Genomic DNA, 14016 nt, shown 5'->3' on the forward strand with positions numbered 1-14016 from the left:
AGAACTATTTTCCGTATGTGCGAATTGCTTTAGAAGCGGTGAGCATTTCTTCCATCTGGCAGTTTTGCTGACTGCGGCCGGACGCCATGCACTGACTATTCCAAGCCATCGTTTCATCGGGGCAAACCGTCATCAGAAGATGAACGATAACGTCCGCGTCCTTGGCGGCGCCGGTCGCGTTGTAGCCTTCTTTCTGAACTCCGCGCTGCAGGCATCTATTCCAGGAATCACTTCCCGGTTCGGATGCGGCGTGACTGTTCGTTATCGCAGCGCTAAGCAGCAGCGCAGTGAAAGCGATCAACTTCTTCATTCGATATGCTCCAAATTGAACGGACAGCCAGCATTGAAGACGCGCTGCGCGCCGCGCTCGGCGGCAATCAGGCGGGACTCTGGACGGCGCTCCCCGCGATCATCCAGAGCTTCGACGCTAGCGCATTGACCTGCACCGCGCAACCCGCCATTCAGGCACAGGTGCGCGCGCAGGATGGTAGCACTTCGTGGGTCACGCTTCCGTTGCTTGTCGACGTTCCAGTGTGCTTCCCGCGCGGCGGCGGCTGCACGCTGACGTTCCCGGTCGCGTCAGGCGACGAGGCGCTGATCGTGTTCGCGTCGCGCTGCATCGATGCGTGGTGGCAGTCCGGCGGTGTTCAGGTGCAGGCCGAGCTTCGGATGCATGACCTGTCGGACGGATTCGCGATTCTCGGGCCGTTCTCGCAGGCAATGAAGATAGACGGAGTGAGCACGAGTGCAGTGCAGCTTCGCAGCAACGACGGCAGCGCGTACATCGAATTGAACCCGTCATCAAAGGCGGTAAAAGTCGTGGCACCCGGCGGCTTCGAAGTCGATGCTCCGACGATCACTTTGAACGGCCAACTGGCTCAGGGCACCGGCTCGACGAAATACCCCGCGACGCTGCAAGGTCCGATCACGGTCGTCAACGACGTCACCGCGGCCGGCAAGAGCGTTAGCACACACACGCACCACGAAAACGGTGCAGGCAGCAATACGAACCCGCCGAACTGATCATGCGCTATCGCACTCTCGACGAAAACGGCGACTACTCGTTCGGCCAGGGCTCGGCGAACTTCCTCGTCGACTCGCCATCGGCTGTCGCGCAGCTCGTGCTGACGCGGCTCAAGCTCTCGACGGGCGAGTGGTTTCTCGATACGACGGAGGGCACGCCGTACGCGACTGAGATCCTCGGCACCGGAACAGCGGCGACGCGTGACCTCGCAGTGCAAGAACGCATCCTCGAAACGCAGGGCGTGACCGGCATCGCTGACTACGCGAGCGTCGTCGATCCTTCGACGCGCGCCTTCACGGTGGCGGCGACCATCGACACGATCTACGGCCAAACGACAATCACGGCGGCTCTCTGATGGCGACTTACCCTCTCGCAACGCTCGGCCCGACGATCACGAGCGCGGGGATCTCTATCCCCTCGTTCAACGATGTCTATCAAAGCCTGATCGCGACTTTTCAGAGCATCTATGGCTCCGACGCCGTCGTGACGCCTGACAGCCAGGACGGCCAGTGGATTGCGACGATCGCCTCCGCGATCAACGACTGCAATAACGGTGCCGTTGCCTGCTATAACGCATTCTCGCCCGCGACGGCGCAAGGCGCGAATCTGTCGAGCGTCGTCAAGATCAATGGCATCGCGCGCAATGTATCGTCGCAATCGACCGTCGACGTAACGCTCGTCGGTCAGGCCGGCACACCGATCACGAACGGCATCGTCTCGGACGGCACCAATCAATGGGCGCTTCCGGCGAGCGTGCTGGTTCCTTCTGGCGGCTCAATTGTGGCGACGGCAACGTGCCAAACGGACGGCGCTGTAACGCTCGCCTCGGGCACGGCGCTGCAGATCTCGACGCCGACGCGCGGCTGGCAGTCGGCAACGGCAGCGAGCGACGCGGATCCCGGCGCGCCTGTCGAGACAGATGCAGCGCTGCGCAAGCGTCAGGCGACGTCGGTTGCGATTCCCTCTCTCACAGTGCTGGCGGGCATCATCGGCGCCGTCGCTGGAGTCTCTGGCGTCACGCGATACGCGGCATACGAGAACGACACGAACTTGACGGATTCAAACACGTTGCCGCCGCACACGATTTCGCTGGTCGTGGAGGGTGGAGACTCGACCGCGATTGCAAACGCCATCGCAGCAAAGAAGACACCAGGCGGCGGCACCTACGGAACGACGAATGTCACTGTGACAGATGTCTACGGCATCCCGCATCCAATCAACTTTTACCGTCCGACGACGCAAGCGATCACCGTAGCGGTCTCGCTGAAAGCGCTATCCGGCTATTCATCCGTAGTCGGCGCGGCCGTTCAGCAGGCGATCTCCGACTATGTAAATTCTGTCGCGATCGGTGGCGGGGCTGCGGGCGCTGTGGAGTGGGACTCGTGCATCGCGGCAGCAAAGGGCGTGAGCGGCGGCAACACGTTCAAGATCACGTCTCTGACGCTTACAGGTCCGGGCGGCGCAGGGTCTCCTGATGTACCTCTGGCCTTCAATCAGTCTGCGACGTGCGCGCCGGCTAGTGTGACTCTCACGGTGTCCTGAACTATGGCCGACGTTACCGATTACACCGGACTCGTCACATCTGAACACGCCGACAAGCCTAATTTCATGGCGATGGTCGGCGGCGTCGCGCAGGCGTTCGTCGACATTCAGAACCAGCTCGCCGCGACACCGTCTTCGTTCGATCTCGATTCAGCGGTTGGCGTGCAGCTCGACGCTGTTGGGCTGTGGGTTGGCGTAACTCGAACCGTCAACACGCCGCTCACCGGCGTCTACTTCTCGCTCGATACGTCAGGACTCGGGTTCGATCAGGGCGTGTGGCAAGGGCCGTTTGACCCAACGACGGGCGTGGTGTCACTCGACGACGAGACCTATCGGCTCTTGATCCGCGCAAAGATCGGTGCGAACAGTTGGGACGGCACGCTCGGCACATCGGCCGCGATCCTAAACAGCATCTTCGACAGCAGCACGTATGTCTTCCTTCAAGACAACGGTGACATGTCCATCACGTATGGCATTGCCGGAGAAGTGCCGAGCGCGATCTTCCTTGCGTTGCTGCGCGGCGGATATATCCCGCTGAAGCCCGAAGCCGTGCACATCGACGGCTATTTCGTGACATCGAATCCAGGCGGCCCGCTGTTCGGTTTCGACGTCGAGAACAATCTGATTTCCGGTTTCGACGTCGGCGCATGGGGCGTCGCTGCCTGACCATCACGGAGCATAAATGGCAACGAATGATTTCCTTCCGTTCGCGGTTGGCGGATCTGCGAACGTTCTGTCGCAGTCTGCATACGCAGCACTCTCAGCCATCGCCAACGGCTATTCGTCCGGAGTCGCTCAGTCCGCCGCACTGAACAAAACGTGGCGGCAGTCGAGCATCATGGCTGCGGTTCTTGCGCAGTTCATTGCCGACCGAACGGGTGTGAATTCCGTTGATGATGGCACCACCGCGACTCTTCTTGCAAACCTGAAGGCGTCTACGGCTGCCGTCAACGGATCAGCATCGCAGCTATTTAATGTCGCTGATCCGACCACCTCAACGAATGCCGTAAGTCTGCAGTACGCGCAGGCCAATCTCGCTGGTATCGGAGGTAGTGCTTCCCGAGCTTTTGCGGTAGCAAATGCATCAATTAGCACGCAAGCGTTGGCCGCCGGTCAACTGACGGGACAGTTCATTACGTCTACGGTCATCACGTCCACGCAAACCTGGACGCCTAACGCAAAAACTAAGTTTGCGCTTGTGATGTTGCAAGGCGGCGGCGGCGCTGGCGGCGGCGCACAAGCTGGTGGCTCCGGGACGCTTAACATGGGCGGCGGAGGCGGCTCCGGCGGATATGTCGAAGCTGTCGTAACGAACCCGACCGCGCAAACCGTAACTATTGGTGCGGCGGGGATTCCGTCCGGTGGGGCGGGCGGCAATGGCGGCAACACGACATTCGGCGCGCTGCTGACGGCGGCGGGAGGCGTAGGCGGTCAGGTGGGTGCCCTAATTACAACCGTGTCCAATAGTGGCAACGGGGGCACCGGTGGCACCGCATCCGGCTTCGGCTTGCTGGTGGTCGGTCAGAATGGCGGAAATGGGTTTGCCATTTCCACGCTCGCCGGATTGTCGGGTTATGGCGGTTCATGCAGGTTTGGCGGCGGCGGTCAGCCATCCACGGCGAATAATACCGCCGTTGTAAATGGTCAAGGGGGAACGGGACGTGGTTCGGGTGGCTCCGGCGCCATTGGCGTGAACAACGGCTCAGCCGGATCGGGCGGTACTGGTCAAGCAGGCGTAGCTGTTATTTATGAATTCGGCGGAGCATTCTAATCGTGGATAAAAATTACGCGGTAGTCCAAGACGGCGTGGTCGTCAATATCGTGGTGTGGGATGGTACTCAGTACACGCCCGCCGTCGATGCGACCTATAAGGAAGTGACGCCTGCTATCCCCGCGACATACGATGAAGACGGGAAACAACTGACACCCGCCGTCGATGCCACATATGAGGAAGTAACGCCAGCCGTCCCTGCATCAGGCTGGCTCATTCCGGACGGATTTGCGGCGATCGAAATTAAAGACGGTGTAACGGTCGCCACAGGATTCAAATATGACGGCACAACTTTTATCGGCCCCGTTGCAGAAACGCCCGCGATGACCGCCGATCAAATTCTTGCGTTCAATACGGGACGACGAGACAATTTCCTTGCGGTCGCGACGGCCGCCATCGCGCCGCTGCAGGACGCGGTCGATCTCGGTGAGGCGACGGATACCGAAACGGCGCTCCTCAAGGCGTGGAAGGTTTACCGCGTCGCTGTAAATCGTGTCGATCTGACGCTCGCGTCGCCGACATGGCCGACCGCTCCGGCGTAAGGTAGCTTCGGTACAATGTGCGCGGCCTTACAGTGCCGCCACATTGACATCGAGGAAAAAGATGAGACTGGCGCAGATTACGCCGTTCAGACAAGCTATCAAGGTATATTCGATTTTGATCGGTATCGGCGACGATCTTCGCCATCTGTCAAATCTGCGCGACGGCCTCACCTCCATAGAGCATTCGATCGACCGGCTGACGCAAGTAATGACGCCGCTCGCGCCAGTTACCGCGCCCAAGCATGAGGTCGACATTCACGAGATAAACGGCTTCCGCCTGCTTCTAGATGACTCGTCGATCGTCGATCACATGGTCATTCATACCGGCGAGTGGGAAGGTGCGACGGTGCGACGCCTCATGCAGTTGGCCGAAGTGTTCCGTGGAAAGCGTGACGCGGTGTTTCTCGACCTCGGTTCGTACTGGGGTTATTACACGCTGATGATGCACAGCACCGGCATCTTCCCGGTCATTCACTCAGTAGACGCTGACCGGTACAATTTCGCGCAACTGCAAGCGAATATTTTTCTGAACAAGCTCGATGATGTGGTGACCGCGCATCATGGCGCGATCAGCGACGCCCCCGGCGTGTTGATGATGCAAAGCAGTCATTCACACGCTGACAAGAACCGAGGCGCCACACGTATCGTCTCGGCCGACGAGCAGAACATGACAGCGCGCCCGGTAAAGGCCTTCGCAGTCGATGATGTTTTTCATTTTGAAGGCGCCCACATCGTCATCAAGATGGACGTTGAGGGCCATGAGGATAAGGCGCTGCTCGGTATGCGCAATCTCGTGGCGAATAACCATGTGATTCTGCAAATCGAGATATACGAGGAGCAAAAAGACCGGGTGCTTCCAGTGATAGGCGAGCTCGGCCTACGCCTCATAGATGAGAAGTATCCGGACTTCTTCTTTACAAACCTTCCCGCCAACGTCATCTGCGGTTAGGCAACGACTCCAGCACCATTCGCAAGCCGCCTTAGGGCGGCTTTTTCATGCTCGGATAACCGGCAAAGCGATTTCCAACAAGCCACCTACGGGTGGCTTTTCTTTTACGGGGCCAACTTTTGAATCCACCCGCGCACCTGGAGCGCCGACCCAGCAACGAGGAGCGGTTCGCGATGATCGATCAGAGGTTCGAGGACTTCCAAGAGCAGATTGACCGTCGCTTCGAGGCCGTCCACAAGTCCATTGAGGAGAACACGGCGCTGACGAAATCGGCGGATGAGCGATCCCTTCGCATTGAAAGCAACACGCGGGCACTGATCGACATCTTCAATCGCGCGGGGCAGAGCGCGACGTTCTTCGCGCGCATGGCGCGCTTCCTTCGCAGCGCAGCGATCTATCTCGGGCCGTTCTTGACGGTCGGCGGAGTTATCTGGGCGCTCGCTCACGGCAAGTGGCCGAATCTGGACTGACATGGAACTCAACTCGACGATCGTGTCCGCCGGCACCGGCGCGACGCAGCTTCGTGCTGCGCAATGGCTGCCGCATCTGCAGGCGACGTGCGACCGCTTCGCGATTAACACGCCGCGCCGCGTGGCCGCGTTCCTCGCGCAGATCGGCCATGAGTCGGGCGGTCTCGTCTATGCCCGCGAAATCTGGGGGCCAACGCCCGCGCAGACGCGCTATGAGGGGCGGACTGATCTCGGTAACAACCAGCCGGGCGACGGAAAGCGCTTCATGGGCCGGGGCCTCATCCAGATCACCGGGCGGCGGAACTACCAGCTCGCGAGCATCGGCCTTGATCTCGACCTGATCACTCATCCCGAGCTGCTCGAGCAGCCGGCGAACGCGGCGAGCTCGGCGGGCTGGTGGTGGGCAAATCATGGCCTGAACGGATACGCCGACGCTGACAAGTTTCTACAGATCAGCAAGGTGATCAACGTTGGCAGCGCGACAAGTTCCGCAATGCCGAATGGGTATCAGCAACGGCTCGCGCTGTACGGAGCCGCGAAGAAAGCAATCGGCATCTGAGCCAAAGGATCTTTCATGCAAATCGGACTTTCCGCGACCGTTCGCAATAACCGCCTCACGCAGATCGTCAACGCGGCGGGCGCGAACGCGGTGCTCACGCTCTACGGCGGCACGCAGCCCGCCACCGGCGGCACGGCGACGACAGCGCTCTCGGCGCACACGTGCGCGGCGACGCTCGGCACCGTCTCGAATGGCGTGCTGACGTTCGGCGCGATCGGCAATGCGACCGCGTCCGCGACCGGGACGGCTACATGGGCGCGTCTTACGACGTCGGGGGGTACGTTTGTCGCCGACTTCGATGTGAGCACGACCACGGCGAACACCGGCATCGTGCAGATGCCGACAACGTCGATTGTCGCGAACGCGACCGTCACCGTGAGCTCGGGCACGCTCACCGAAGGCAACGCATAAGGGCGCATTGTGGGCACTCTGACCGGCTCGAATACCGTCCTCGCCGGCACTGAGACCTTCAATCTCTCATCGCCGGTTCAGACGGATTGGATTCAGTTTCCGCAGTCGGCCACATCGGTCAATCGGAGATCGGGCGGCGGCTCGACGATCGGCTTGCCGACGTTGATCGGTTCAGGTGTGACGTGGACGGGCTACACAGACGGCCCGAAAATGACGTGGACGGATGGCACGCCCACGGCATCGGCGACGGCGCTGGCTGGCGGCATCTACGTCGACAACACGACCGCGACGGGGCAGGGCTATCAAATCGTCCTGCCCGCCGATACGACCAGCCGAACGGCGACGATCTATTGGGCGGCGTATTCAAGCGCGTGCACACTCACCGCGACCCTATCCGACGGCAGTGCGACCGCCTACACCGTCTCACCCGGCACGACCGGCAGCGGCAACCAGAAGTTCTACAGCACGACGATCACCTGGGCGGCGAATTCAGCATCTCAGACGCTGACGATTAAAGCGACGATCACGACGAACGTCGGTTCTTCGTTCAACGTCATGCTGCATGCGGTCAAGTATCTTGCGGCAGCGGCAAGCCTGAGCGCGACACTCGCGGGCACGCTCGCTGGTGTAACGGGTTCGATCTCGGCGTCTGAGCGTTTCTCCGCTGCGATGGCCGGCGGTCTATCGGGCGTGACCGGCTCGCTGTCCGCATCGCAGAGCATAGCGGCGTCTATCTCGGGCGCGCTTGCCGGCGCGAGCGGCGCGATCGCAGCAGGCGAGACGCTGCCCGCGACACTGAACGCGACGCTTGCGGGAGTTAGCGGCGCGATCTCTGTAAGCGAAGCGATCAGCGCGGCACTGTCCGGTGGTCTGGTGGGCGTCTCGGGCGCATTCTCGGCGAGCGAAACGCTAGCCACTGCTATGAGCGGCACGCTGTCGGGGGTAAGCGGAGCGGTCCAGGCGGTCGAGGTAATTTCGGCCTCGATGAGTGGGGCGCTTGCGGGCCTGACAGGCAGTATCGCGGCTCGCGTCATCGACAGTGTAGGGGCGGAGATAGCCGGCGTGCTTGCGGGCGTCAGCGGATCAATCTCGGCCTCCCTGAAACTGACGGGTTCGTTATCTGGCGCGCTCGTCGGCGTTTCTGGCGGCGTTTCGGCAGATGAGCACCTCGGAGCCGCGCTCGTTGGCGAGCTAGCAGGAGTGGCGGGAGCGTTCGCGGCTCAGGTTCAAGACGTTCCGGCCATGACAGCAGCTCTGGCCGGCGTGCTCGACAGTTTGAGTGGCGACATCCGCGCGTCATTCGTTGTCGCGGTCGTGCACGGCGCGACGCGGGTATCGGTGCTATCGGAACAGCGCTCGTTGAATGTCTCGACGGAGTCGCGGCGCGGCGTCGTGGATGCCGATTCGCGGCGTGTGACCGTCGCCATAGAATCGCGCAGGTTTGTCGTGCCGGCAGAGTCACGGCGCGTTACAGCATAAGGAGCTTCATGAGCTTTGTTCAACCGCTGCCGCCTAAAGCGCCAGCCGCGATTCTTCCGTACGACATCGACTGGTCCGCATGGCTCTCGTCCGGCGAGACGATCGCGGACGCCACAGTTACCGCCGACGCCGGAATCAACGTGAACCCGGCCGGAAAGGTGACATCGACGTCCGCTGGCGTCGTCACGTTCTGGCTCGGCGGAGGAGCGAGCGGAGTGACCTACATGGTGACGATCACCATCACCACGAGCAGCGGCGCCACCGACAGCCGCACGATCGCAGTGTCCGTAGGCACACGCATGCTTCTCAGCGTCACGTAACAACCGCTTCTCGACCTCAGACTGACAGCCGCCTTCGGGCGGCTTTTTCATTTCCGGCCATGAAAATTGCACATGAACACGAGCAGCACGAGACGCTACAGATCGACGTCTTCTATCCGGATCACGCGCCGCGCGCGGAGTCGGCGCTGTTCCGAAAAACGAAGCATCACCTGATCGCCGTGCTCGATACGCCGTGCTGGGTCTGCGGCTCGAAGGATCAGCGCGAGGTGCATCACTTCCACGCCGAATGGGCAGATGCAAACGGAATCGACTTCGACAAGATGCGCGCGATGCATCCGACCTTTGACTGGTCGACCTACAAGGAGCCGAGCGACTTCATCGACTCCGAATACAACATGCTCGTGCTCTGCGCGAAGCATCACCGCGGCAGGAATCATGGCATCCACATGCTGCCGTATCCGATCTTCGTAATGCAGCGCAACCAGCGCGCGGACTTCGTGTTCTCGCCGGACGAGGTGAAAGCATGATCCGTCGACTATTGCAGCTGGTCACCGGTGACGACAACGTGACGCTCGAGCCAGCCTATGCATGGTCCGCCGTCGCGGTCGTTGTCGGACTCGCTCTCGAAGTTTTCAGCGTCGTAACAGGCAAGCCGTTCGACATGCAGGCGTATGGCGTCGGCGCTGCTTCTCTCCTCGCCGGCCTCGGCGTCTCGGCAAAGCTCGGCAAGTAACTCTCCACCCTCGAAGGAAATCACCATGAAACGCACCATCATGCTGCTCGCGGCAGGCCTCGTCGCGCTCTTTCTCTCCGCATGCTCGACCGTGACGACCGTCCCCGCAAGCGACGCGCTCGCTAATCTGCAGAAGCAGGTCGTGAAGCAGTGCGCCGTCGTGCAGCCGTTCATGAGCTCGATGCTCGCAATGCAGTCGCAACTGTCGGCCGATGCGATCGCGCAGCTCTTGCAGGCGTCGGCGGCGACATCAAGGGTATGCGCATTCGCGAGCAACACGGCGGACGGTGCGCCGGTCACGTTCTCGATTGCCGACGTTCAAGCGCTCGCGAATCAGGCGATTCCGTCGCTCATTCGGATCATCGATCTGTCGCCGCTCGACCAGGCGCAGAAGACGGCGGCCGAGATCGCGATTACCGCGGCGCAGGTCGCAATCGCAACGGCGATCGCGAGCGCGCAATGAGCGCGTTCGTACCGCCGAACGATGCGCTCGATCTGCGCACAGCGGACAATTCCGACGATGGCAAGTGGATTCTCTGCGCGCCGCTCGTCTACCAGTCCGACGTCGCAGGGCAGACGTTCACCGTGCCAGCCGGATTCCAGACGGATCTGGCGTCGGTGCCGCGGCTGCCGCTCGTCTTCCTGCTCGCGGGTGACTCAGCGCGTAAGGCATCGGTCGTGCATGATTGGCTGTATACGATGCACCCGGTAACCCGCGATGTCGCCGACGCCGTGCTGAAGGAAGCGTCGCTGCTGACCGGCGTTCCCATCTGGCGGGCGTGGCTGATGTGGGCTGGCGTACGCGTCGGCGGCGCAAGTCACTGGCAGCCGAACGAATCCGTGGCGCCCTAGCATTACTGTCCATGCAATCCATTATTCCGGTGGCCGACGAGATGCTGAAATAAGCTCGGCCGTCCGTGTCGCCCAAGTCTTCTCTGGGTACCGGAGATCCACTTCGTTTCGAATAGCTTGTGCCAGGTCTCGCACTTTTTGAAGCATCTCTCGCATCGTCATGTAAGCGGTAAGAAAGAAGGCGTCGCCCTCGCTATCCCAATCTCCGCGGGCGAGGCAGTCAACATCCTCCAGCAACGAATTGACGTACGTGTAGAAGGCAGGAATTAGTTCTGGAAGATCGCCCTTCAACGCCCCAAGTTTGTCGACGTTGCGCTTGTATATTTCGACGTAATCGCGAGATGCCCTAATTCGAAGCACAATTTTTGGATTGCCTGCCTGAATATGCTGAATGTGAGATTGAAGAACCGCGTCGTACTTCCTCGCTTCGGCGATCTCTATAAGCGAGGTTATCGCGCCTCGGAATGAGTGTGCCAACGCTCTCGACTCGCGACGATTTTTCAGAACGTCGTTCCCCGCCGAACTCAGAAAGCCGATCAATCCACCAACAATCGTTCCGACTATTGCCCCGTCTGCCATCCGTCCTATTTCTCCGCGAAAGATCTGGACCGTTCCTGTCTTCGTGACGTAACGTCATCGTCGACGCCGATCGCCATCGCCCAAAGTGCACATCCATCTCAGGCGCCGAGGTTACCTGCATGCCGCCGCCACGAACGCAAAACTCGTGGTTCCCGTCCGCCACGTCTCAGCACCAGTGCTCGCAGCGCCGGCAGTGGCGCAATCCTAGTCGGATTTGAGGCGCCATTTTCGTCAAAAACGCGTGTGCAAGTCATTGATTACACTGGGCGTCAATGTGCAAATTCGGGCTTTTCGAAAGCGTCTTATTTTAGCCTAAAGCCATTGTCACATAAGGCTGAGAAGCCTATGTTCCGACATGAGGAAATGACATTGCGCGCGGAGAACCCGTCAGGCGTGGGTGGGTCGAAAAGCCGTCGATGATAGCGGGTAAGCGGCTCACTTGCTGCATGAGAGCGATGCCCGACCGGGCGGTCGCGGCGTGCCGGGAGCTTCGAACGCGTTCCAGAGCGGCTCAGGAAAACCCTTCAGAACACTTTCAGGAAGGCGCAATGAATACACAGGAACAGTCGCAAGAGCAGCAACAGCAACAACAATCGCAGGAGTCGCAGCCACGGCTCACGGATGACGCGTTCATCCCGACCGAGCATGCCAACATGCCGAGCGAACGCCAGTTCGTCCTGAAATCCGGCAACACATTCGCTGTCTACGACGCGAACGGCGACATCCGTGGCGGCGATGACGGCCTTTTCGTCAACGACACGCGGGTGCTTTCGGAGCTCGTGCTGACGTTCGGCGGACGCGCGCCGTCGCTGCTTTCCGGCAGCGTGTCGAGCGACAACGCGGTTTTCACGGCGCATCTGACCAACCGCCCGCTTCCGCCGATAGGCGGGGCCCAAACGCCGGAAGGCGTGATTCACGTCGAGCGCAAGCGTGTGCTGTCCGGGCACGTGCTGCACGAGAGCATCGTGCTCACGAATTACGGCACCGAGCCGTCCACCGTGCCGCTTTCGATCTCCTTCGCGGCGGACTTTCTCGACATGTTCGAGGTGCGCGGCGCGAAACGCGGCAAGCGCGGCGCGTTGCGGCCGCCGATGGTCGAGAACGGTGAGGTCGTGTTGCGCTATATCGGCCTGGACGAAGTGGAGCGCACGGCGCGCATCCAGTTCACGCCCGCGCCGGACGTGCTGTCGCCCACGCGCGCTGACTACGCGTTGCATATTCAGTCGGAGACCGCGATCTCGGTGTATTTGTCAGTGACGGCGGTCACGCATGCGCTTTCGGATGCCAGCGAGGAAAGCAAGCGCAACGCTGCCGAAGCTGCCGAATGCGCGCCGGAGTCGGGCCGCCCGGCGATTCGCGAGGCGCTCGTCGAAGCGCATCGGCGCATGCGCGACAGACGCCGCGCGAGCGCGCGCGTGCGTTCCAGCAATCCGCTTTTCAGTGAATGGATCGACCGTTCGTTCGCCGATCTCGGCCTGCTCACGACCGACCTCGAAACCGGCCCCTATCCCTACGCGGGTATTCCGTGGTTCTCGACGGCGTTCGGCCGTGACGCGATCATCACCTCGCTGCAAATGCTCTGGCTGCAACCCACGCTCGGGCGCGGCGTGCTGCGCTTTCTCGCCGCTCATCAGGCCCGCGAGGACTCGGCGTTCCGCGATGCCGAAATCGGCAAGATCATGCACGAGACACGCAAGAGCGAGATGGCGGCGACCGGCGAGGTGCCCTTCGCGCTTTATTACGGCGGCGTGGACAGCACGCCGCTCTTCATCGTGCTGGCGGGCGCCTATGCCGAGCGCACCGGCGACGGCGCACTGATCGACGAAATATGGCCGGCGCTGCAACTCGCGGCGCAATGGGTCGCGCGCCATTGCGACAAGAATCCGTACGGTCTGCTTGATTATCAGCGCGCATCGGAGAACGGTCTCGCGAATCAAGGCTGGAAGGACAGCCAGGATTCCGTGTTCCACGCGGACGGGAAATTCCCGGTTGGACCGATCTCGCTCGTCGAAGTGCAAGCGTATGCGTCGACGGCCTTTTCAACGATGGCGCGCCTCGCCAGCGAGCGCGGCGAAGACGAAAGTGCGCGTGAGTTCGAGCGCCGCGCGCGCCACATTCGCGAGCGCGTCGAGGAGATGTACTGGATGCCGGAGATGGACTTCTACGGCATCGCGCTCGACGGCAAGGGGGAGTTGTGCCGCGTGCTGTCGTCGAATGCGGGGCATCTGCTCGCATTCGATCTCGTCGATCGCAAGCGCGGCGAGGCCGTTGCACGTCAGCTCGAATCGACGCTCTTTCACACCGGCTGGGGCGTGCGCACGCTGGCGGCGGGGCAACCGCGCTTCAATCCGATGTCGTATCACAACGGCTCCGTATGGCCGCACGACACTGCATTGTGCGCACGCGGTCTCGCGCGTTACGGCGACCGCGGTGCGGCGGTGGGCCTGCTGCAAGCGTTGTTCGAGGCCGCCGTCACCTTCGATATGCGTCTGCCTGAGCTGTTCTGCGGATTCACGCGGCAGCGCGGCGAACGGCCGATCGCTTATCCGGTCGCCTGTCTGCCTCAGGCGTGGGCGGCGGGCGCGCCTTTCATGGTGCTGGAGGCGTGCCTTGGCATGACCGTCGATGCCGTCAACGATGAAGTGCGCATCGACCGGCCGGCGTTGCCCGAAGGCATCGACTGGCTGGAAATCGGCGATCTGCGTCTCGGCGACAAGACGGCGACGATCACGTTCCGGCGCGTCGGCGGGCAGGTGATTCCGTCGGTGGAAGGGGACGTGCGCGTGGTTGCGGTGCTCTGATGCGGCAAGCGCACAGCGCCATG

At 61.4% G+C, this 14016-nt stretch carries 19 protein-coding genes; 17 read left to right on the forward strand and 2 right to left on the reverse strand.

Going from position 1 to position 14016, the window contains the following annotated elements; translation table 11 throughout:
• Positions 1–4: 4 nt before the first annotated feature.
• The gene (locus tag NCS58_RS17690) at positions 5–310 is read right to left on the reverse strand and encodes a hypothetical protein (protein WP_250538819.1); all 306 of its coding nucleotides are present in this window, start codon (positions 308–310) and stop codon (positions 5–7) included.
• A gap of 5 nt (positions 311–315) precedes the next feature.
• On the opposite strand from NCS58_RS17690, the gene NCS58_RS17695 reads away from it, so the two are divergent.
• The 16 genes from NCS58_RS17695 (at position 316) to NCS58_RS17770 (ending at position 10613) form a co-directional block, all read left to right on the forward strand.
• Positions 316–1023: a Gp138 family membrane-puncturing spike protein gene (locus tag NCS58_RS17695; protein WP_250538820.1), complete on the forward strand. Its 708-nt coding sequence runs from the start codon at positions 316–318 to the stop codon at positions 1021–1023.
• Between the two features lie 2 nt (positions 1024–1025).
• Positions 1026–1379, forward strand: a complete 354-nt coding sequence (locus NCS58_RS17700; protein ID WP_250538821.1) for a hypothetical protein — start codon at positions 1026–1028, stop codon at positions 1377–1379.
• Positions 1379–2566 carry a baseplate J/gp47 family protein gene (locus NCS58_RS17705; protein ID WP_250538822.1) on the forward strand — a complete coding sequence of 396 codons (1188 nt, stop codon included), beginning with the start codon at positions 1379–1381 and terminating at the stop codon, positions 2564–2566. The genes NCS58_RS17700 and NCS58_RS17705 overlap by 1 nt, the downstream gene beginning before the upstream one ends.
• 3 nt (positions 2567–2569) lie before the next feature.
• Positions 2570–3232, forward strand: coding sequence for a DUF2612 domain-containing protein (locus tag NCS58_RS17710; RefSeq protein ID WP_250538825.1), 663 nt, complete (start codon positions 2570–2572; stop codon positions 3230–3232).
• A gap of 16 nt (positions 3233–3248) precedes the next feature.
• A complete protein-coding gene (locus tag NCS58_RS17715; RefSeq protein ID WP_250538828.1) occupies positions 3249–4337 on the forward strand; it encodes a phage tail protein in 1089 nt (362 codons plus the stop codon).
• 2 nt (positions 4338–4339) lie between these two features.
• The gene (locus NCS58_RS17720; protein ID WP_250538830.1) at positions 4340–4879 is read left to right on the forward strand and encodes a tail fiber assembly protein; all 540 of its coding nucleotides are present in this window, start codon (positions 4340–4342) and stop codon (positions 4877–4879) included.
• 61 nt (positions 4880–4940) lie between these two features.
• Entirely contained in the window at positions 4941–5828 is an 888-nt protein-coding gene (locus NCS58_RS17725; protein ID WP_250538831.1) for an FkbM family methyltransferase, read from the forward strand.
• A gap of 92 nt (positions 5829–5920) precedes the next feature.
• Positions 5921–6298, forward strand: a complete 378-nt coding sequence (locus NCS58_RS17730; RefSeq protein ID WP_250538832.1) for a hypothetical protein — start codon at positions 5921–5923, stop codon at positions 6296–6298.
• A 1-nt stretch (position 6299) separates the two neighbouring features.
• On the forward strand, positions 6300–6857 hold the full coding sequence (locus NCS58_RS17735; RefSeq protein ID WP_250538833.1) for a glycoside hydrolase family 19 protein: 558 nt from the start codon (positions 6300–6302) through the stop codon (positions 6855–6857).
• A 15-nt stretch (positions 6858–6872) separates the two neighbouring features.
• Positions 6873–7268, forward strand: a complete 396-nt coding sequence (locus tag NCS58_RS17740; protein WP_250538834.1) for a hypothetical protein — start codon at positions 6873–6875, stop codon at positions 7266–7268.
• 9 nt (positions 7269–7277) lie between these two features.
• On the forward strand, positions 7278–8747 hold the full coding sequence (locus tag NCS58_RS17745) for a hypothetical protein (RefSeq protein ID WP_250538835.1): 1470 nt from the start codon (positions 7278–7280) through the stop codon (positions 8745–8747).
• Between the two features lie 8 nt (positions 8748–8755).
• Positions 8756–9067, forward strand: a complete 312-nt coding sequence (locus tag NCS58_RS17750; protein ID WP_250538836.1) for a hypothetical protein — start codon at positions 8756–8758, stop codon at positions 9065–9067.
• 59 nt (positions 9068–9126) lie between these two features.
• Positions 9127–9555 carry a hypothetical protein gene (locus NCS58_RS17755; protein WP_250538837.1) on the forward strand — a complete coding sequence of 143 codons (429 nt, stop codon included), beginning with the start codon at positions 9127–9129 and terminating at the stop codon, positions 9553–9555.
• Entirely contained in the window at positions 9552–9761 is a 210-nt protein-coding gene (locus NCS58_RS17760) for a hypothetical protein (RefSeq protein WP_250538838.1), read from the forward strand. The genes NCS58_RS17755 and NCS58_RS17760 overlap by 4 nt, the downstream gene beginning before the upstream one ends.
• Positions 9762–9786: 25 nt before the next feature.
• Positions 9787–10224 carry a hypothetical protein gene (locus tag NCS58_RS17765; protein ID WP_250538839.1) on the forward strand — a complete coding sequence of 146 codons (438 nt, stop codon included), beginning with the start codon at positions 9787–9789 and terminating at the stop codon, positions 10222–10224.
• Positions 10221–10613, forward strand: a complete 393-nt coding sequence (locus tag NCS58_RS17770; RefSeq protein WP_250538840.1) for a DUF1353 domain-containing protein — start codon at positions 10221–10223, stop codon at positions 10611–10613. Before NCS58_RS17765 ends, NCS58_RS17770 begins: the two co-directional genes overlap by 4 nt.
• A gap of 21 nt (positions 10614–10634) precedes the next feature.
• Here the strand turns inward: NCS58_RS17770 and NCS58_RS17775 are convergent, their stop codons facing one another.
• Positions 10635–11192 (reverse strand): hypothetical protein, encoded by a 558-nt coding sequence (locus NCS58_RS17775; protein ID WP_250538841.1) that lies wholly within the window; start codon positions 11190–11192, stop codon positions 10635–10637.
• 548 nt (positions 11193–11740) lie between these two features.
• Between NCS58_RS17775 and NCS58_RS17780 the strand changes: the two genes are divergently transcribed.
• Positions 11741–13993: an amylo-alpha-1,6-glucosidase gene (locus tag NCS58_RS17780; protein ID WP_061115830.1), complete on the forward strand. Its 2253-nt coding sequence runs from the start codon at positions 11741–11743 to the stop codon at positions 13991–13993.
• The last annotated feature ends 23 nt before the right edge of the window (positions 13994–14016 follow it).

Origin of the sequence: Caballeronia sp. INML3B (genome assembly GCF_023631305.1) — a bacterium.
Lineage (GTDB): Bacteria > Pseudomonadota > Gammaproteobacteria > Burkholderiales > Burkholderiaceae > Caballeronia > Caballeronia turbans.

Bases quoted from the DNA above. Each gene is read 5' to 3' on its own strand.
- NCS58_RS17755 (WP_250538837.1), top strand. From the start codon at position 9,127: ATGAAAATTGCACATGAACACGAGCAGCACGAGACGCTACAGATCGAC.
- NCS58_RS17780 (WP_061115830.1), top strand. From the start codon at position 11,741: ATGAATACACAGGAACAGTCGCAAGAGCAGCAACAGCAACAACAATCG.
- NCS58_RS17695 (WP_250538820.1), top strand. From the start codon at position 316: ATGCTCCAAATTGAACGGACAGCCAGCATTGAAGACGCGCTGCGCGCC.
- NCS58_RS17715 (WP_250538828.1), top strand. From the start codon at position 3,249: ATGGCAACGAATGATTTCCTTCCGTTCGCGGTTGGCGGATCTGCGAAC.
- NCS58_RS17760 (WP_250538838.1), top strand. From the start codon at position 9,552: ATGATCCGTCGACTATTGCAGCTGGTCACCGGTGACGACAACGTGACG.
- NCS58_RS17710 (WP_250538825.1), top strand. From the start codon at position 2,570: ATGGCCGACGTTACCGATTACACCGGACTCGTCACATCTGAACACGCC.
- NCS58_RS17735 (WP_250538833.1), top strand. From the start codon at position 6,300: ATGGAACTCAACTCGACGATCGTGTCCGCCGGCACCGGCGCGACGCAG.
- NCS58_RS17770 (WP_250538840.1), top strand. From the start codon at position 10,221: ATGAGCGCGTTCGTACCGCCGAACGATGCGCTCGATCTGCGCACAGCG.
- NCS58_RS17775 (WP_250538841.1), bottom strand. From the start codon at position 11,192: ATGGCAGACGGGGCAATAGTCGGAACGATTGTTGGTGGATTGATCGGC.
- NCS58_RS17740 (WP_250538834.1), top strand. From the start codon at position 6,873: ATGCAAATCGGACTTTCCGCGACCGTTCGCAATAACCGCCTCACGCAG.
- NCS58_RS17750 (WP_250538836.1), top strand. From the start codon at position 8,756: ATGAGCTTTGTTCAACCGCTGCCGCCTAAAGCGCCAGCCGCGATTCTT.
- NCS58_RS17705 (WP_250538822.1), top strand. From the start codon at position 1,379: ATGGCGACTTACCCTCTCGCAACGCTCGGCCCGACGATCACGAGCGCG.
- NCS58_RS17765 (WP_250538839.1), top strand. From the start codon at position 9,787: ATGAAACGCACCATCATGCTGCTCGCGGCAGGCCTCGTCGCGCTCTTT.
- NCS58_RS17725 (WP_250538831.1), top strand. From the start codon at position 4,941: ATGAGACTGGCGCAGATTACGCCGTTCAGACAAGCTATCAAGGTATAT.
- NCS58_RS17690 (WP_250538819.1), bottom strand. From the start codon at position 310: ATGAAGAAGTTGATCGCTTTCACTGCGCTGCTGCTTAGCGCTGCGATA.
- NCS58_RS17700 (WP_250538821.1), top strand. From the start codon at position 1,026: ATGCGCTATCGCACTCTCGACGAAAACGGCGACTACTCGTTCGGCCAG.